A 17,803-nucleotide genomic window follows, 5' to 3' on the forward strand; every position below is an offset into this window, starting at 1 on the left:
GGACAGGCACGGCTGGCCGGTGTCCGGGAGTGCGTCGAACAGGTACGCCGCCGCGGAGGTGGTGTCGCTGACCAGGTGGGGGCCGTCGGGCGAGCCGGTCGTGCCGGTCACCGGGGTGCGGAAGAGGCGCCTGAGGTGCCGCAGGGTCTCCGGGGTGAGCGGCGCCCGCCCCCGCTCGGGCCGCGGCGACGGAGCCGGCGAGTCCGCGGCCGAGGAGTCCGGGGCCTCGGCGGTGCCCGGCCGGGCGGGGGCCCGCTCCCCGGGCGGGGCGGCCGGGACGTCCGGCGGGATCGCGCCCGACAGGAGCAGGGCGAGCAGCACCGGAACGGCCTTGCGGCGCAGCGCCTCGGTGGCCGCGGCCAGCCGGTGCGCATGAGCCGCGGGCAGCGAGAGGGCGAGGCTCCCGGCGGCGTCGCCGGCCGCGATCGGGACCGCCGAGCAGACCACGCCGGGGGAGTACTCGAGCAGGTCGAAGACGGGTGCGCCCGGTGCCACCGAGTCCAGAGCGGTGAACAGGGTGCGGCTGTCCGTGATCGTCCGCGGGGTGAGCCGGGCCGGGCGGTGCCGGGCCACGTGGTCGGCGCGGCGGTCGTGGTCGAGCTGGGTGAGCAGGCACTTGCCCACGGCGCTGGCGTGGGCGGCGGCCCGGAAGTCCACCCACTCCCGCACCGGCGGGGTGCCGGGCCCGTCCGCCATCTGCGTGATGCGGACCTCGCCCTCCGCGTACCGGCTCAGGTAGACGGCGGCGCCCGCGCTGTCCCGGGCCAGGGCCAGCGTGCGCTGGAGCTGGCCCGCCAGACCGTGGCCGCCGGGGGCCGCGAGCCGGTCCAGGGCCGGTCCGCGCGCGTACACCCCCGCGGCCGGGCGGTACGCGTACTCCTCCTCGCACAGCATCGACAGCAGCGGGCCGAGCGCTTCCTCGGTCAGGCCCGACGTCCGTGCGAGCCGGCCGGCCCGCACGCCCAGGGGGTACTGCTCCAGGACCCGTACGACGGCCAGCGCGCGCCGCGCCTCCGCCAGTGCCTCGCCGGTCCCGGCCTGGACGACGGTCCCGCGGGCCGCGGCCGTCAGCGCCGGGTGGCGCAGCGGGCCCGCCGAGAGCGGCGGTACGGTCACGGCCGCGTCCGCGGCCGCGGGGGCGCCGGCCGGGGCGGCCGCGCCCAGGGCCGCCGGCGGCCGGAACGCGGCCAGCACCCCCGGCAGTCCGGGCCTGGGCAGCGGCACCGGGCCCAGGTCGGGATCGTCCAGCTGGTCGACGTACCGCAGGACCGCGGCCTGCGCACAGAGCCGCACCTCCCGCAGGTCCCGGCGGCCGCCCGGCCGGAAGCCGCGGCGGACCAGCTCGCGCGCCCACAGCCGGGCGTCGTGGTGCTCACCGCGCCGGGAGTGGTCGAGGAAGAGGCAGTACGCGGCCGGGGCGGTGCGTGCCCGGCCCGAACCGGCGGCGAACTGCCACCAGAACCGCGCCCCTTCGCGCATCCCGGCCAGGTGCAGCAGACAGCCGAAGACGACCGCGCCGGCCAGGTCGGTGTGCCGGCTGGAGACGAAGGAGCCGAGCTGCTCCTCCGCCTTCGGACCGCACACGGCGGCCAGGCAGGCGGCCTTGAGGTCGCGCCGGGCCCGCTCCGATTCGAGCGGGCAGTCCCGCGCCGGGTCGCTCCAGCCGAACACCGACCGGCGGCGGGCGCGGTGGCCGGCGGCGGGCGCGTGCGGGGTGGCCCGCAGCAGCCGGGCCTCGGCCGCGCCCAGGTCGTAGTGCGGATAGCGGTCGCGGACGCCCGCCCGGGCGAGGAACTCGGCCAGGGAGCGGGGGGTCTGTTCGCCGTCCTGCGGTCGGCGGCGTTCGTAGGGCCTCATGATTCGGCCGGGCCGGCGGTGTCCACGGAGGTGTCGAGCAGCCGGGCCAGGCGCCGGTGGGCCTGGCCGAGGTACGAGCGGACCGTGGCCTCGTCGACGCCCATCACGGCGGCGGCCTCGCCGGGGGTGCACTGGAGCCCGTACCGCAGCAGCACCGCGTCGCGCTGCCGCTCGGCCAGCCGGGAGACGGCGGAGTAGAAACGGATGGTGTCGGTCAGCACCTCGTACTGATCGGCGTGGGCCTCTTTCAGGGCGGCCTCGAAGGCGCTGATGTCCACCGGCTCGGGCCGGTACGGCTGCCAGGGGTGGCGCCGGTGCCGGCGTTCGGCCAGGCACTGTTTGAGCACGGTCCACGCGTACGCGTCGAGCCGGTCCATGTGGAGCATGCGGAGCCACTCGCCCATGATCGAGTCGAAGGTGGCGTCCACCGCTTCCTCGGCCGCCTCGTCGGAGCCCAGCTGCAGATACGCGAAGCGCATGTACGCGGGCCGCCGGTTGGCGTGGAAGGCCCAGTACGACAGGCGCGCCGTCGGATCCCACTGGCTCATGGGCGTCGGCCGCCGGCGCCGGCTCGGCAGTCCCACGGCCCCACCGGACTCCTCCGGTCCGCCATCGCTCACCGTTCCACCTCATCCCCTGTGCCGCGCACCAGGAAATCAGCGCGGGCGCACTCGGAGGGCGCAGAGAAGAAACCTGGAAATATTACGTTCGGTGATGATCGAGTCGTGATCGAGGGCGATCACGCAGGCGTTCAGCCAGCGCATATGCATATGCCTCGCGCAGATGGCAGTGCACGGCGGGTGACAGCGGCTGGTCCCGCGCCCGCCGGTGCGACGCGGATGCGCGTCGTACGCCCCCCGGAGGTCCGTCGTACGACCGCCTGTCGGGTGCGCGGCCGACCGGCTGTAGCATGGGCGCCATCGCGAGGGCCGTGACGCAGAGGTCACCACCCTCGCTTTTGTGTTACGTCCACCCAGAACAAATGCGGCGCGGGGCCTTTCGGCGGTTCGATACGATGAACCGCACTCACAATCCGTCACGTCACGTTGTACCGCACATACGAAATGGAGCATCCGAGGATGGCTCGACACCTGATCACCAGCGCGCTTCCCTACATCAACGGGATCAAGCACCTGGGCAACATGGTCGGGTCGATGCTTCCGGCGGATGTGTACTCCCGGTACCTCCGCCAGCGCGGCCACGACGTCCTCTACATCTGCGCCACCGACGAGCACGGCACCCCCGCCGAACTCGCCGCCAAGGCGGCCGGTCTGTCGGTCGCCGAGTTCTGCGCGCAGGCCCACGACGCCCAGAAGGCGGTCTACGACGGCTTCGAGCTGTCCTTCGACTACTTCGGCCGCAGCTCCTCGGAGCAGAACCGCGAGATCACCCAGCACTTCGCCCGCAGGCTCCAGGAGAACGGCTTCATCGAGGAGCGCGCGATCCGGCAGGTGTACTCGCCGGTCGACGGCCGTTTCCTGCCGGACCGCTACGTCGAGGGCACCTGCCCGCACTGCGGCTACGACAAGGCCCGCGGCGACCAGTGCGAGAACTGCACCCGCGTCCTGGACCCCACGGACCTGATCGAGCCCCGCTCGGCGATCTCCGGCTCCACCGAGCTCGAGGTACGCGAGACCAAGCACCTCTTCCTGCTCCAGTCCGCCCTGCAGCACGAGGTCGAGGCCTGGGTCTCCGAGCACGAGGAGGAGTGGCCGCAGCTCGCCTCCTCCATCGCCCGCAAGTGGCTGACCGAGGGCCTGCACGACCGCGCCATCACCCGTGACCTCGACTGGGGCGTCCCGGTCCCGGCCGACACCTGGCCCGAACTGGCCGCCGAGGGCAAGGTCTTCTACGTCTGGTTCGACGCCCCGATCGAGTACATCGGCGCGACGAAGGAGTGGTCGGACCTGGACCCGGCGAACCGCGACTACAAGTCGTGGTGGTACGAGGCCGAGGACGTCCGCTACACGCAGTTCATGGCCAAGGACAACGTCCCGTTCCACACGGTGATGTTCCCCGCCACCGAGCTGGCCACCCGCGAGCCCTGGAAGAAGGTCGACTACGTCAAGGCCTTCAACTGGCTGACGTACTACGGCGGCAAGTTCTCCACCTCGCAGAAGCGCGGCGTCTTCACCGACCAGGCGCTGGAGATCCTCCCGGCCGACTTCTGGCGCTACTTCCTCATCGCCAACGCGCCCGAGTCCGACGACTCGTCCTTCACGTGGGAGCACTTCGCCGCCACGGTCAACAAGGACCTCGGCGGCACCCTCGGCAACTTCGTCAACCGCGTACTGACCTTCTCCCGCAAGAAGTTCGGCGACGAGGTCCCCGCCGGCACCGCCGCCGGCGAGGCCGAGGCCAAGCTGGGCGAGCAGATCGCCGAGCTGCTGGCCGAGTACGAGGGCCACATGGAGTCCCTCCAGTACCGCAAGGCCGCGGCCGCGCTGCGCGCCCTGTGGTCGGCCGGCAACGCCTACCTGGACGAGAAGGCCCCCTGGCTGGAGGTCAAGACCGACCTGGAGGGCGCGGCGCTCACCCTGCGCACCGCGATGAACCTCATCCACCTCTACTCGGTGGTCTCCGAGCCGTTCATCCCGGCCTCGGCGCGCGCCATGCGCTCCGCGTTCGAGCTGGCCGGCGACACGGCCGCCTGGGTCACCCCGGAGCAGGCCAGGTCGCTGGACGCGGTCCCGGCCGGCACCCCGTTCACCGTGCCGCCGGTGCTCTTCGCCCGGGTCACCGAGGAGGACCTGGAGTCCTACCGCGAGCGGTTCGGCGGCACCGACGCCGTCTGACGGACGTCCGACCGGAGGGGCGCGACCAGCCGTGGCCGCGCCCCTCCGGCGTACCCGGGCTCACATCGCCGCGCCCAGCACGAGGAAGCCGCAGATCAGCACGAAGAGGATGGCCAGCAGAGGCCAGACGAAGCGCAGGTACTTGTCGTAGCCGACCTTGGCCAGCGCCACACCGCCGATCGTCACGGCCGTCGTGGGCACCCAGAGGTTCATCCAGCCGCTGGCCGACTGCCAGGCGGTGACCACCACCGCGCGCGAGACGCCCGCGAAGTCCGCGAGCGGGGCCAGGATCGGCATGGCGAGGGTGGCGTGGCCGGAGGTGGAGGGGATCAGGAAGGCCAGCGGGAGGTTGACCACGAAAACGATCACCGCGAAGACGCCGGACGAGGTGCCCTGGACCACCCCCTCGATGGAGTGGAGCACCGTGTCGGTGATCTTCGAGTTGTTCATGATGACGGTGACCCCGCGGGCCAGCATGATGACCAGGGCCGGCGAGATGAAGTCCGCGGCGCCCTGGATGATCGTGGAGCTGAGCTTCGCCTCTCCCATCCGTGCCACCAGACCCACCAGCACCGCCGCGCACAGGAAGAGCGCGGAGAGCTGCGGGAAGGACCAGTCCAGCTCCCAGGCGTACGGGACCGCGTCCGCCGCGCCGGTCAGCGCGCCGGACCAGGGGACCACCGAGAAGATCATGAAGGTGAACACCAGGACGAGCAGGACCAGCACCGTCCGGTGCAGCCGGGTCAGCTCGGGCTCCACCTCGTCGGCGCCGGTGGCCTTCTGCTCGCGGTCGCCCGGCAGGAAGCCGCACAGGGATTTGGCGGGGTCCCGCTGGACCCGCCTCGCGTACCGGACGACGTAGAGGATCGTCACCGTCGTCAGCACCACCCACATCGCGAACCGCAGCACGATGCCGTCGCCCAGCGAGATGTCGGCGGCCGAGGAGGCCACACCGGTCGCGAACGGGTTCACGGTGGAGCACAGCACGCCGATGCCCGCACCCAGGATCGAGGCGCCGACGGCCACGAGCCGGTCGTAGCCGAGGGCCAGCATCATCGGCACCAGCAGGCCGTAGAAGCCCAGGGTCTCCTCGGCGAAGCCCTCCACCGTGCCGAGGACGGAGAACACCAGCATCACGGCGGCGATCAGCAGCCCGCCGCGGTCGCGCAGCCGGTGCGCGAGCCGGGCGATGCCGCGGTCCAGGGCGCCGGTGGCGAAGACCACGGTGATGAACGCGCCGATCGCGAGGACGAAGAGGAAGACGCCCGCGCTGCCGTACAGTTCGCCGGCGAAGCTCGGGCCGACCTCGCCCGACCCGGGGTCCTGGATGCCGTACAGACCGTTGACGGGGGAGAGGAAGAGGTCGTTCAGCCGCTGCGTGAAGCTCTGCGTGTCGTCGACCCGGTGGTAGGTGCCGGAGACGGGGGCGCCGCGGCCGTCGCGGTCGTACTGGCCCGCCGGGACGAGGAAGGCCAGCAGCCAGACCGCCACCGTGACGATCGCCAGGATCGTCAGCGCGCTGGGGAACGCGAACTTCCGTGGCGGCGCGGGCGGTTCGCCCTCGGGCGCGGGCACCGGTGGCGCGGTCGTCACCGGGTGCCTCCCGGCGCGCGGGTGGCCGCGAAGTCCGCCGCGTACTCCCGTACGAAGGCGGCCATCGCCACCACCGTGTTGCGCAGCTCCGACAGCAGGACCCGCTCGTTGGGCGCGTGCAGGTTGCACATGCCGTCCTGCGCCCCGAACAGCAGCACCTCGGCGTCGGGGGCCGCCTTGGCGAGGCCGTTCACCAGCGGGATCGAGCCGCCCGTGGCGATGAACGAGGCCTCCGTGCCCCAGGCCTCCTTCAGCGCGGTGAGCGCGGCGCGGTACGCGGGCCCGCCCGTGCGGGCCTCGAAGCCCGGGCCGGTGTCGCCCGGGGTGACGGTGAGCGGGATCCCGAAGGGGCGCTGCGCGCGCAGGTGGTGCACCAGGGCGGCCCGTGCCTCGTACGGGTCCTGGAGCGGATGGAACCGGAGGTTCACCTTGGCCCGGGCGTACGGGACCACCGCCGAGGCCGCGTGGTCCACGCCGGGCGCGTCGAGGCCGATGACGGTGACGGCCGGACCGCTCCAGAGCCGCTCGCCGAGGGAGCCCGTGCCGAGGAGGGGGAGCCGGTCCCGGACGGCGGCGAGCTCGCGGAACTCCCCCTCGGTGTAGTCCGTCCCGTCCCAGGGGTCGCGGCGCAGGCCCGGTACGGCCACGTCCCCGGCGGCGTCGTGCAGGGTGGCCAGGGCGCGCAGGAGGACGAGCAGGGCGTCGGGGGCGGCGCCGCCGAACGCCCCGCTGTGGCGGGGCTCGTCGAGGGTGCGCACCTCCACCAGCACCTCGCAGGCGCCGCGCAGGCCGGTGGTCAGGGTCGGGGTGCCCGGCCGCAGGTTGCCGATGTCGGCGATCACCATGGCATCGCAGGCGAACCGCCCCGGGTCGGTGGGCGGATGGTCGTCGAAGGGGCTGCCGTACTCCTCCTGCCCCTCGATCACCAGCTTGATCCCGACGGGCGGCCGGCCGCCGTACAGCCGCAGCATGCCGAGGTGGGCGATCACGTTCGACTTGTCGTCGGCGATGCCGCGGGCCCGCAGCCCGCCGCCGGGCACCGGGGTCGCTCGGAAGGGCGGGGAGAGCCACAGGGCCTCGTCGCCGGCCGGCTGGACGTCGTAGTGCCCGTAGAGCAGGACGGTGGGGGCGTCCGGACCGGGCGGCGGGATCTCCGCGTAGATCACCGGGGCGGTGTCGGGGAGGTCGATCCGCTCGATGGCGGGCACGCCCGCCCCGCGCAGCAGGGAGACGATCAGGTCGTGCGCCTCCAGGACCGGTTCGGGCGGGAAACCCGGGAAAGCGACCGACGGGATGGCCGCCAGCCGTTCCAGATCGGCCCGCAGCCCGTCCATCAGGGCGTCCACCCGGTGCCCGAGGCCGTCCCGTTCCATCCGCCACCGTCCCTCCGCTGCTGGTGCTCCGATCATGGGGCGGGGCGGGCGGGGGTGCCGTGGCGGACGGAGCCGGACGGGTGAACCGGGTGAACGGGGTGAACCGGGTCAGGCGGTGACGGCCTTCAGCTCCTGGTCCCCGTCGGAGTCCAGCGGCGGGTGGGTGACGGTTCCCCGCACCAGGCAGTCCTCGAAGAAGCCCAGGCAGCGCAGGTGGTAGGCGCGCGCCGCGTAGCCCAGGCTGATGTTGTGGCCGGCCTCCGGCTGCCGGTCGATGTGCACCCGGGGGGCGGCGGTGAGCCGCGACCTCAGCTCGGCGAGCGCGTCCCGGTCGAACCGCCACCACGGCTCGTGCTCGGCGAACGTGAAACGCACGGGCACGCGGACGCGGCCCGCGGCGGCCCGGAAGACCTCGGGCCAGCGGACGATGTCCGCCTGCTCCCGCGGCGGGACGGGGGCCACGATCGAGGCGCAGGTGGTGAAGGTGCTCGGCGGGTAGAGGCGCAGCGGCCCCCAGTTGCGCCGGCCGCCCCGGGAGGCGCCCGTTCCGGTGAAGGCGTCCGGCGCGTAGCGGTGGCCGCATCCGGAGATCTCGATGCCGAGCAGGTCGGTCGGGGCGTGGTCGGCCGCGGTGAGCAGAGCGACCTTGCCGCCGAAGGAGTGGGCCAGCAGGAAGACGCCGGCCCCGGTCGGGTGCCGGGCGCCGAAGTCCCCGACGGCGGCGGCGAGGGCGGCCGCCTGCTCGGCGATGGTCCGGCCCTCGGGGTGCGCGGCCGCCGACCGGCCGTAGCCCGGCCGGTCGACGGCCACCACCGTGTACCCGAGGCGGGCCCCCAGGGTGAGCAGGGAGAAGTCCGGCAGGGCCTGGCTGTCGAAGTACCCGGCGCTCATGCCCGCCCCGTGCACCGCGACCACCGTGGCCCGCGGCGGGCCCCCGGACGGGGTGCAGAGCAGGGCGGACAGGGAACCGCCGCCGGCGTCCAGGCTGATCCGGCGCACCCCCGGAGACAGGTCCTCGCGGGCGGTGCTCATGCCGGCACCGCCCCTGGGGCAGTCGGCTCGGCGCCGACGGTGATGACGTCCGTGTCCACGGGAGCATCCTGCGCTCGGATTGTCGTATTCATGACGTGACGCGCCGAACCCGGTCCGATCCGCTCCGTCGGCGATCTTGTCCGGTCGGCCGCGTGTCGAAGCAGGGCCGTGATCGTTTCTTCAGCCGTAACCCTCAGGAACCTGATGAAGCTCGAAGCGCATCTGCGCTGCGGATCGGGAGGACACGCGGTGACCGCTTGGCAGTACCTCGCCGGGGCGGGCCTGGTGGCGGCCCTGTGCCCGCTGCACGGCCATGTGGCGGTCGCGGGCGACGGGCACGGCCGGGGCGCCCGGGTCGACCTGTGCGTGCCGGGCGGCGAGCCGGGCCGGCCGGTGTTCCGGCCGCCCTCGGTACGCGCGGGCCTGCCCGGAGCCGAGCGGCCCACCGTGCACCACCCGGGGCGGTCCCCCGAGCCGCCCGCGGCCGTGGACCGGCCCGCGCCGTCCCGGCCGCCGGGGCCGCCGGGGCCGCCGGCTCCGGCGGGTCTCGCGGGGCCTTCCGCGGAGGCCCGGGCCGGGGTGGCGGAGCCGCCGGTGCCCGCGCCGGATCCGGGGGCCGGTCCGGAACCGGTCCGGGCGGACGCACCCGCCCCGCCCCGGCCCAGGGCCGCCGCCGCGCCCGCGGGCGCCTTCCACGTGCGTCCGTACCGCTCCGTGGCCCTGAAGCGGCGCGGCCCCGGCGGGATGTCCACCGTGATGCTCATGGTCGTCGTCACGACCCCGGCCGTACTGGCGGCCGCCGCCCTGCGCCCCCGCTCCAAGAGCCGCGGCTGACCGCCGCCGCCCGCCGCCCGCCGCCCGCGCCGCACGTCCACCCGACCGAACCGCCGGCCGGTCCGCCCACCGAACACCCACCGAACCGCCCACCGATCCACCACGGGAGAACCCACGTGTCCGAATGGCTGGTCCTGGCCATCGCCATGGCGCTCGTCTGCGCCCTCGTCCTCACCATCACCCTGATCCGGCACCGCCGGGCCGCCGACGACGAGGACACCAGCGAAACCCCCGATGTCATCGAGTACATGACCATGATGGTGGGCGTGGTCTACGCGATCGTGCTGGGTCTGGCCATCGCGGGCGTCTGGGAGGCGCGCGGCGCCGCCGAGGACAGCGTCCGCCGCGAGGCCCAGGCGCTGTACGAGGTCACCCAGCGCGCCGACGTCTACCCGGCCGCCGTCCGCGACCGGATCCGCGGCGAGGTGGACGCGTACGTCACCCACACGGTCGCGGTGGACTGGCCGCTGCTGACCTCCGGCGAGAGCGCCTCGGCCGAGGGGGCGCAGCTGCTCGGCAAGCTGCGCAGCGACGTCACCCACCAGAGCCCCGCGACCGAACTCCAGGCGCAGGCCTACCAGCCGCTGCTGGACCACATCGCCGCCGCCGACGACGCCCGCCATTCGCGCACCCAGAGCTCGGAGTCCACGCTGCCGAGCGTGGTGTGGTTCGGGCTGCTGGTCGGCGGGGTGGTCACGGTCGGGCTGATCTTCACCCTGCAGATCCGCCGGTCGGGGCGGGAGCTGCTGCTGGCCGGGCTGTTCAGCGCCCTGATCGTGTTCCTGCTGTTCATGGTGTGGAGCTTCGACGCGCCCTACGGGCGGGACGGGAACGACTCCGCGGGGCCGTTCCAGGACCTGTTCCCGGCGACGGCGGTGGCCGCCGCCCGCTGAGCCTTCGGCCTTCGCCCTTCGGCGTTCGGGGCTCAGGCCTGGCCGCTCCCGGACAGCGCGGCCTGCTGCCGGACCGCCTGCACCACCGGCGAATGCCGCAGGGCGTGGGAGATCCGCAGCAGGTCGCGCGGTCCGTCCGCGGTGTCGAGCACGGTCTCCTCGCCGGCGCCGATGACCCTGCCCTCGGGGTCCGCCGAGCGGGCCTGCACGGCGGCCGCGACCATCGCGGCGTCGGCGACCGCGCGGGCGGCCGCCTCGTCCGCCCCTTCCGCGAGGGCCCGCTCGTACGCCCGTTCGCGCAGGGCACGGTCGAAGTACGGGCCCAGGTGCAGGAATCCGTCGTGGATGTCCGACTCGCGCTGGATCACGCGCAGCTCGGCCGCGGACCACCAGGCCATCTGCACGGACGGGGTGCCGGCGGGCGCGGAGATCTGCACCTCCTGCCACAGCGAACCGAGCTTGCGGTACGTCGCCCACGTCTCCCAGTTGTCCGACATCCGCTGGCAGACGAGCGGGAGCACGAAGCCGATCGCGCTGATCAGCGCTCCGACGGAGGCCAGCGGCGGGGCGACGAGGGTGCTCAGGAAGTCGAGGTCGTGCCCGGCCCAGCGGGCGATCACCGCGGTCATCTTGGTGGCGTCGTAGCTGAGGTTGAACATGTAGCCGGCGACGATGATCATCAGGCCGACCCGCAGCCAGCCGCGCACCTGGAGGGACCAGCGCCAGCACATGGCCACCATCACCACCGCGGCCACGTTGTGCGCCACGAGGTAGAGGGCGATCATCTCGCGGATGTACGGGGTGTTCGCGTAGTGGGTGTCCAGGTCGCGCAGCCGCTCCTCGGGGGCCTCGCCCAGGGCGAAGAGCACGACCAGGGCCACGATCACCAGGCTGTAGCCGAGGATCCAGCGCTGCGAGACGCGGCGGGTCTCCTCGGGCGGCCCGCCCCGCCAGTTGACGACCAGGACCAGGCAGGACGCGCTGAAGGCGGTGATCAGGCAGTACACCAGAGGAGCGGAGACGTTCGGCACCCCGGTCCAGCGGTTGACCGCCGCGATGGTGGGCGGGGCGGCGAAGGCGAACACGGCGCCGGCCAGCATCAGCAGCGCGCAGACCGACCGGAGCAGCGGATCGCGCCAGTTGTAGCGCAGGGCCGGCAGTTTGAAGGCGAGCGAGACCGCCATCGCGGCTGCCGGTATGTAGTAGTCCTGGCCGTTCAACGATCGTTCCTGTGCCCCCGGTAGCCCAGCGCGGCCTCGATCCGGCCCGCCAAATGGTCGCGCTGTGCCGGGGCCCGGTGGCTCGCCGACCCGGCGAGCCAGGTCCGGCACCGGCTCCCCAGCAGTAAGCCGAAGGTCTCGGCCTCGCTCTCCTCCCGCACGTCGGCACGCGTGCGCGCGGCGACGCGGCGGACGGTCTCGCCGATGTCGGCCTCGTCGGACAGCAGCCGGGCGGCGACGGCGGCTCCGTCGACGTGGTGGCTGCAGTGGCCGGCCTTCATGTGCCACAACTCGTGGCCCAGGATCACCAGCTGGTGGTCGGGTGCCGTGCGTTCCTCGATGACCACGAGATCGCGGTCCGCCATGTCGAGCCACAGACCGCTGGCCGTCCCCGGCGGGAACGAGGCCATCCGGAAATCCACCCGGCGGCCGCGGTGTCTGCTCATGCCCTCGCAGAGGGCGGCGTAGAGGTCCACGGGTTCCACGGGGGCGGTCAGCCGGATCCCGGCCACCAGCTCCCCGCACAACCGCCGCTGCTCTCTGCCTATGCTCACCGTTCTCCCCGTCGGCGCGGATCCGGATCAGGACTCAAGGATCAGACCCAGATGTTCGACTGGGTCAGGATTCGTTCGGTTTGACGCTTTCGAGGAGCATGTCCAGCCATTCGGTCACCTTGTCCCGGTGCTTGTCGCTGGGCAGTTGGGCGGCTCTCCAGGCGATGCCCCGCACACCGTGGTTCTGGAGAAGTCTTGCCAGCGGATCGCCTGCCGAAGCGGCCGCGGCCGGTACGGTTTCCCGCGCACGGCCCGCGAAGTCCTGGAGCAGCTGTTGCTCGGTGCGCTGGAGCGCGTCGGTGAGGGCGTCCGCGTCGTGGGCGGTGAGGAAGCCGGCGTGCACCCCGAAGAAGCGCTGGATCGCGTCGCAGTGCTCCATGGTGGGGCGGCGGTCGCCGTTGATCAGGGCTCCGGCCTGCTGCCGGGACATTCCGGCGCCGTCCGCGATCTCCTGCTGCGTGTAGCGGCGGCCGTTGGGTTTGACCCGGGTGCGCCGCAGCAGGTCGAGCCGCTGGAGGAAGCGCGTCTGGAGATCGGGTTCGCCGGCGGGCCTGCCGTCGAGCAGGATCCTGACCACGTCCGTGGGTACGCCGGACGCCTCCGAGAGGCGCCGCAGGTCGAAGACCTGGTTCAGGTCGCGGCCCAGCTTGCCCGCGAGTTCGGCGACGCGCGTGACGGTGGCTGCCAGGGGTGCGTGGGCCACCGCGACGGGAGCCGGGAAGCCGTCTGTCACCAGGGGTTCTCCTAGTTCGCACGAAGTCGGTACGGGCACATGGTCGGCTCCTGGAATCTAGCCGCTATCGCACCGAAGGGCTAGAACGTGCCACAGCTGTGGCGGGAATGAGCTGTCAAGAGGCTGGAATTGCCACAATAGTTGACACTCGAATGAAGTCGGTAGCAGGATCGCCACACGGAAATGAAGATCCAGACCGTGAGGAGGGGGAGCTCTCGGTGCCACATCTCGCAGCGGTGGGCCCGGCCGATGGCCTCGCCCGAGCCGGTGAGGAGCGCCTGGCGGGCGAGGAGTCCGCACGCGGCGCCGTGCGGTCGGAGCGACGCAAGGAGATTTTGCGCCAGCGCCGCGAGGAACTGGGGCTGAGCCAGGAGGACCTCGCCGCTCGGCTGCGCATCAGCGTGCGCGCGTACGGCAATTGGGAACGCGGCCTGGTCAAGGAGTGGACGGACCGCAAACTGCTGGCCCTGGCAGAGGCGTTGGAGATGAGCGAGAGACAGTGCTTCTGGCTCTTCCGCGTCATGGTCGACCGCGACCCCCCGCCCACCTGGCGGGCGGCCGAGGAGAACCGGCTGCCCGAGGACCCCGCGCAGCGCGACTACCTGTGCGACTACGCGGCCCTCATGGAGGCCGTCCCCTACCCGAGCTTCCTGGTGGACCACCGCTGGGACGTCGCGCTCACCAACTCGGCCTTCGACCAGCTCTTCCAGACGGTACGGCCGCATCCGACGGCCCTGCCGGACGACAACTTCCTGCGCTTCGTGCTGTTCCATCCGGACGCCGCCGCCGTGCTGGAGGACCACGAACCGGCCTGGTGCGTACCGCTGCTGGCCCAGTTCGCCACCGCGCTCGCCGCGGCCCCGGAGGACGAGGGACTGCGCAGCATCCGCCAGGAGGTGGCCCGCGATCCCTTCATGGAGGCGGCCTACCGCTACGGCGTGCCGCACTGGCTGAGCATGCGCGGGGCCGAGGCGGCCGAACAGGACGGGGCGGTGCGGACCGTGCGCCACCCCGACCCGCGGCGGGGCATGGTGCGCTGCCGCATGGTGGCCGAGACCAGCCGGATGCTGGACGCGATGGGGCTGACCCGGATCACCCTGATCCTCTCGGCGCCGCAGGGCGCGCCGGCGGGCCCCGTCCGGGGCGGCGGGCCCGCCCAGCAGCAGGGCGCGCGGCTGCGCGCCGTGCCGTCGCTGGGGGAGTGAGCGGACCGGCCTGCCGGGGGAGACTGTGCCCGGTAGGTCGCGTGCCACGGATGCCGTCACGGTCCGGTGTCACCGATCGTGGCACTGGTGGCGGTGAAGGGCGGTAAGGGCGTGCGGCTGACGATCCTCGGCGGGGGCGGTTTCCGGGTCCCCCTCGTCTACGGAGCACTCCTCGGCGACCGTGCCGAGGGCCGGGTGACCGAGGTGGCCCTGTACGACGGGGATCCGGTGCGGCTCGGTGCCATGGCCCGGGTGCTCGCGGACCAGGCGGCCGCCGCCGGGGTGCCCGACGCCCCGGCCGTCACGGCCACCGGAGACCTCGACGAGGCCCTGCGCGGGGCCGCCTTCGTGTTCTCGGCCATCCGGGTCGGCGGGCTCGAGGGGCGGGCCGCCGACGAGCGCATCGCCCTGGCCGAGGGCGTGCTGGGCCAGGAGACGGTGGGCGCGGGCGGGATCGCGTACGGACTGCGGACCGTGCCGGTGGCCCGGGAACTCGCGCGCAGGATCGCCCGCGCCGCTCCCGACGCCTGGGTCATCAACTTCACCAATCCGGCCGGGCTGGTGACCGAGGCGATGGCCGAGGAGCTCGGCGCGCGCGTGATCGGCATCTGCGACTCGCCCGTGGGGCTGGGCCGGCGCATCGCCAGGCTGCTGGGCGCCCGGCCGCAGGACGCCTGGATCGACTACGTCGGCCTCAACCACCTGGGCTGGGTGCGCGGGCTGCGCGTCGGCGGCCGCGACGAACTGCCCCGGCTGCTGGCCGACACGCAGGCGCTGGAATCGTTCGAGGAGGGGCGGCTCTTCGGCGCCGAGTGGCTGCGCTCGCTCGGTGCGATCCCGAACGAGTACCTGCACTACTACTACTTCAACCGTGACACCGTGCGGGCCTACCAGGAGGCCAAGCAGACGCGCGGGGCCTTCCTGCGCGACCAGCAGCGCGGGTTCTACGCCGAGGCCGGGCAGTCCGGGCTGCCGGCCGGGGCGGCGCTGGCCGCCTGGGACCGGACCCGGGCCGAGCGCGAGGCCACGTACATGGCCGAGAACCGCGAGGCGGCGGGGGCCGGCGAGCGCGACGAGAGCGACCTGGAGTCCGGCGGCTACGAGAAGGTGGCGCTCGCGCTGATGCGGGCCATCGCCCGGGACGAGCGGGCCACGCTGATCCTCAACGTGCCCAACGGCACGACCCTGTCCGTCCTCGACGCGGAAGCCGTCATCGAGGTGCCCTGCCTGGTCGACGCCAACGGCGCCCACCCGGTGGGCGTCGCCCCGCTGCCGCTGCACGCGGTGGGGCTGGTGACGGCGGTCAAGGCGGTCGAGCGGGAGGTCCTGGCGGCCGCGGCGAGCGGCTCGCGGGCGGCCGCGGTGAAGGCCTTCGCACTGCACCCGCTGGTGGACTCGGTGGGGGTGGCCCGGCGGCTGCTCGACGGGTACGCCTCCGAGCACCCGGGCCTGGCCTACCTGCGCTGACCGCCGGCGCGCGGGGCATCGCGCGGGCGTCCGCGCGGGGCTTCGCGCGGGCGCCCGCCCGGGGCTTCGCGCCGTGGCCCGTGCGATCGCCCGTACGGCCCATGCCGCATGCGGCGGGGCGGGGGGGCTGTGAGAGTGCGAGGGTGACCACTGCCCCCGCCACGGCCGCCGCGCCCCCCGTGCTCGACCGGCGGCGGCGCAACATCGTCTTCGGCACGATCATGCTCGGCGTACTGCTGGCCGCGCTCGACCAGACGATCGTCGGCACCGCCCTGCCCACGATCGTGGGGGACCTCGGCGGCGGCGACCACATGTCGTGGGTGGTGACCGCCTACCTGCTCGCGGAGACCGTGGCGACGGTACTGGTCGGCAAGTTCGGCGACCTCTTCGGCCGGAAACTGATCTTCCAGATCTCCGCCGTCGTCTTCATCAGCGGCTCGTTCCTGTGCGGTCTGTCCCCCAACATGACGTTCCTGATCCTGTGGCGCGGCGTCCAGGGCGTCGGGGCCGGCGGCCTGATGGTCACGGCGATGGCACTGATCGCCGACGTGGTGCCGCTGCGCGAACGCGGGAAGTACCAGGGCATGATCGGCGCCGTCTTCGGCGTCGCCACCGTCATCGGACCGCTGCTCGGCGGGTTCTTCACCGACCAGCTGACCTGGCGGTGGTGCTTCTACGTCAACGTCCCGATCGCGATCCTCGTCGTCATCGCGGCCGCCCGCACGATCCCCGCCGTACGGGCCGAGGGCAGACCGGTCATCGACTACCTGGGCATCGCCCTGGTCGCGGTCGGCGCGAGCGCCCTGATCCTGGCCACCAGCTGGGGCGGCAACGAGTACGCGTGGAACTCGGTCACGATCATCGGCCTGTTCGCGGGCGGCGCCGTCGCCCTGGTGCTGTTCTGCCTGGCCGAAACGCGGGCCGCGGAGCCGATGCTGCCGATGCGGCTGTTCCGCAACCCGGTCTTCTCCGTGTGCTCCGTCCTCAGCTTCATCGTCGGGTTCGCGATGCTCGGCGCGCTGACCTTCCTGCCGACCTACCTCCAGTACGTCGACGGGGATTCGGCCACGGTCTCGGGCGTCCGGACCCTGCCCATGGTCTTCGGACTGCTGATCGCCTCGGTGTTCAGCGGCAACGTCACCAGCAAGACCGGCCGGTACCGGATCTTCCCGATCGTGGGCAACGCGGTCATGGGCGTCGGCCTGTACCTGCTGTCGCGGATGGAGCCCGGCACCGGCACCCTGCTGGAATCCCTCTACATGTTCGTGCTCGGCACCGGCATCGGCCTGTCCATGCAGGTGCTGACGATCGCCGTGCAGAACACCGTGGACTACGCCGACCTCGGCACGGCGACCTCGGGGGTCACGTTCTTCCGCACGCTCGGCAGCGCCTTCGGCACGGCGGTCTTCGGCACGATCTACGCGAACAGCCTGGCCCCCGAGCTCAAGGCGGGGATCGCGGAGTCGGCGCGGATCACCGGGCAGGACCCGGCGCAGCTGGCCAAGGCGATCTCCACTCCAGAAGGCGTGCACCGGCTCGATCCGGCGGCCGCGGCGCCCGTCGTCGACGCGTACGCGCACGCCCTGCACACGGTGTTCCTGTGGACCGTGCCCGTGGCGGTGATCGGGTTCGTCGTCGGGCTGTTCCTGAAGGAGGTCAAGCTCCGCGACAGCGCCCGCGCCGGGTCGACGGACATGGGGGACGGCTTCGCCTCGCCAGCCACGGCCAGCGGGAACTCGGCCAAGCTGCTGGAGCTGGCGGTCGGCAAACTCGTACGGAGCATGGGGCCGGAGACGGCGCGGGCGATCGTGCACGCCTCGGACACCCGGCTGGACATGGCGGGCGCGTGGGCCGTGATGCAGGTGGAACTCCTGACCCGGACGGTGGGCGCCGCCGGCCTCGGCCTGATCGCCGGGCGCCGCTCCGTGCCGCCGGAGGTGCTGCTCCCGGTCTTCGACCGGATGGTGGAGGAGGGCTACCTCAGCCGCGAGGGCAACTACTTCACGCTCACGACGGGCGGACAGCGGGAGGCCGACGTCATCTCGGCGGCGTGGGCGGACTGGCTCGGGGACCAGCTGGAGAAGGACCGCGGCCGGCCGCGGAGCGCGGAGCTGCGGGTGGCGGCGGACGCGATCGCGAAGCGACTGCTGGCGGAGGACCTGCGCGAGGGCAACTTCGCGCCGAAGGCGGTGGCGTAGGGGCGGTGGGGGGTGGTGCGGGGCGGGAGGCGGGGCGGGAGGCGGGGCG

The 17,803-nt window shown here is 73.2% G+C and carries 13 protein-coding genes and 1 pseudogene; 6 read left to right on the top strand and 8 right to left on the bottom strand.

The window, feature by feature from the left end:
• Nucleotides 1-300: 300 nt before the first annotated feature.
• Both ACTVZO_RS32610 and ACTVZO_RS32615 read right to left on the bottom strand, forming a co-directional pair.
• Nucleotides 301-1,020: pseudogene (locus tag ACTVZO_RS32610) on the bottom strand (IclR family transcriptional regulator domain-containing protein); the annotation flags it as partial.
• Nucleotides 1,021-1,853: 833 nt separating this feature from the next.
• On the bottom strand, nt 1,854-2,441 hold the full coding sequence (locus tag ACTVZO_RS32615) for an RNA polymerase sigma factor (protein ID WP_443301734.1): 588 nt from the start codon (nt 2,439-2,441) through the stop codon (nt 1,854-1,856).
• Between the two features lie 495 nt (nt 2,442-2,936).
• Here ACTVZO_RS32615 and metG point away from each other — a divergent pair, with 495 nt between their 5' ends.
• On the top strand, nt 2,937-4,652 hold the full coding sequence (metG, locus tag ACTVZO_RS32620; protein ID WP_443301735.1) for a methionine--tRNA ligase: 1,716 nt from the start codon (nt 2,937-2,939) through the stop codon (nt 4,650-4,652).
• Between the two features lie 60 nt (nt 4,653-4,712).
• On the opposite strand, the gene ACTVZO_RS32625 is transcribed toward metG, so the two are convergent.
• The 3 genes from ACTVZO_RS32625 to ACTVZO_RS32635 form a co-directional block, all read right to left on the bottom strand.
• A complete protein-coding gene (locus ACTVZO_RS32625; protein WP_443301736.1) occupies nt 4,713-6,245 on the bottom strand; it encodes a YfcC family protein in 1,533 nt (510 codons plus the stop codon).
• Complete coding sequence (locus ACTVZO_RS32630; protein ID WP_443301737.1) at nt 6,242-7,618, bottom strand: M20/M25/M40 family metallo-hydrolase; 1,377 nt, start codon at nt 7,616-7,618, stop codon at nt 6,242-6,244. Before ACTVZO_RS32630 ends, ACTVZO_RS32625 begins: the two co-directional genes overlap by 4 nt.
• A gap of 108 nt (nt 7,619-7,726) precedes the next feature.
• Nucleotides 7,727-8,650 carry an alpha/beta hydrolase gene (locus tag ACTVZO_RS32635; RefSeq protein WP_443301738.1) on the bottom strand — a complete coding sequence of 308 codons (924 nt, stop codon included), beginning with the start codon at nt 8,648-8,650 and terminating at the stop codon, nt 7,727-7,729.
• A 204-nt stretch (nt 8,651-8,854) separates the two neighbouring features.
• Here ACTVZO_RS32635 and ACTVZO_RS32640 point away from each other — a divergent pair, with 204 nt between their 5' ends.
• Both ACTVZO_RS32640 and ACTVZO_RS32645 read left to right on the top strand, forming a co-directional pair.
• Nucleotides 8,855-9,484 (top strand): hypothetical protein, encoded by a 630-nt coding sequence (locus ACTVZO_RS32640; protein WP_443301739.1) that lies wholly within the window; start codon nt 8,855-8,857, stop codon nt 9,482-9,484.
• Between the two features lie 116 nt (nt 9,485-9,600).
• A complete protein-coding gene (locus tag ACTVZO_RS32645) occupies nt 9,601-10,377 on the top strand; it encodes a bestrophin-like domain (protein ID WP_443301740.1) in 777 nt (258 codons plus the stop codon).
• A 32-nt stretch (nt 10,378-10,409) separates the two neighbouring features.
• Here the strand turns inward: ACTVZO_RS32645 and ACTVZO_RS32650 are convergent, their stop codons facing one another.
• The 3 genes from ACTVZO_RS32650 to ACTVZO_RS32660 form a co-directional block, all read right to left on the bottom strand.
• A complete protein-coding gene (locus ACTVZO_RS32650; RefSeq protein ID WP_443301741.1) occupies nt 10,410-11,597 on the bottom strand; it encodes an MAB_1171c family putative transporter in 1,188 nt (395 codons plus the stop codon).
• Complete coding sequence (locus ACTVZO_RS32655) at nt 11,594-12,151, bottom strand: toxin-antitoxin system, toxin component (RefSeq protein ID WP_361752715.1); 558 nt, start codon at nt 12,149-12,151, stop codon at nt 11,594-11,596. Before ACTVZO_RS32655 ends, ACTVZO_RS32650 begins: the two co-directional genes overlap by 4 nt.
• 64 nt (nt 12,152-12,215) lie before the next feature.
• Nucleotides 12,216-12,884, bottom strand: coding sequence for a helix-turn-helix domain-containing protein (locus ACTVZO_RS32660; RefSeq protein ID WP_384223941.1), 669 nt, complete (start codon nt 12,882-12,884; stop codon nt 12,216-12,218).
• A gap of 218 nt (nt 12,885-13,102) precedes the next feature.
• Between ACTVZO_RS32660 and ACTVZO_RS32665 the strand changes: the two genes are divergently transcribed.
• The 3 genes from ACTVZO_RS32665 (at nt 13,103) to ACTVZO_RS32675 (ending at nt 17,754) form a co-directional block, all read left to right on the top strand.
• Nucleotides 13,103-14,089, top strand: a complete 987-nt coding sequence (locus ACTVZO_RS32665) for a helix-turn-helix domain-containing protein (protein WP_443301742.1) — start codon at nt 13,103-13,105, stop codon at nt 14,087-14,089.
• Nucleotides 14,090-14,200: 111 nt separating this feature from the next.
• On the top strand, nt 14,201-15,556 hold the full coding sequence (locus ACTVZO_RS32670) for a 6-phospho-beta-glucosidase (protein ID WP_443303342.1): 1,356 nt from the start codon (nt 14,201-14,203) through the stop codon (nt 15,554-15,556).
• A gap of 143 nt (nt 15,557-15,699) precedes the next feature.
• Nucleotides 15,700-17,754 carry an MDR family MFS transporter gene (locus tag ACTVZO_RS32675; protein ID WP_443301743.1) on the top strand — a complete coding sequence of 685 codons (2,055 nt, stop codon included), beginning with the start codon at nt 15,700-15,702 and terminating at the stop codon, nt 17,752-17,754.
• The last annotated feature ends 49 nt before the right edge of the window (nt 17,755-17,803 follow it).

It is taken from the genome of Streptomyces sp. IBSNAI002 (assembly GCF_052244475.1).
Classification (GTDB): domain Bacteria; phylum Actinomycetota; class Actinomycetes; order Streptomycetales; family Streptomycetaceae; genus Streptomyces.

Bases quoted from the DNA above. Each gene is read 5' to 3' on its own strand.
- metG (WP_443301735.1), top strand. From the start codon at position 2,937: ATGGCTCGACACCTGATCACCAGCGCGCTTCCCTACATCAACGGGATC.
- ACTVZO_RS32630 (WP_443301737.1), bottom strand. From the start codon at position 7,618: ATGGAACGGGACGGCCTCGGGCACCGGGTGGACGCCCTGATGGACGGG.
- ACTVZO_RS32635 (WP_443301738.1), bottom strand. From the start codon at position 8,650: ATGAGCACCGCCCGCGAGGACCTGTCTCCGGGGGTGCGCCGGATCAGC.
- ACTVZO_RS32640 (WP_443301739.1), top strand. From the start codon at position 8,855: ATGAAGCTCGAAGCGCATCTGCGCTGCGGATCGGGAGGACACGCGGTG.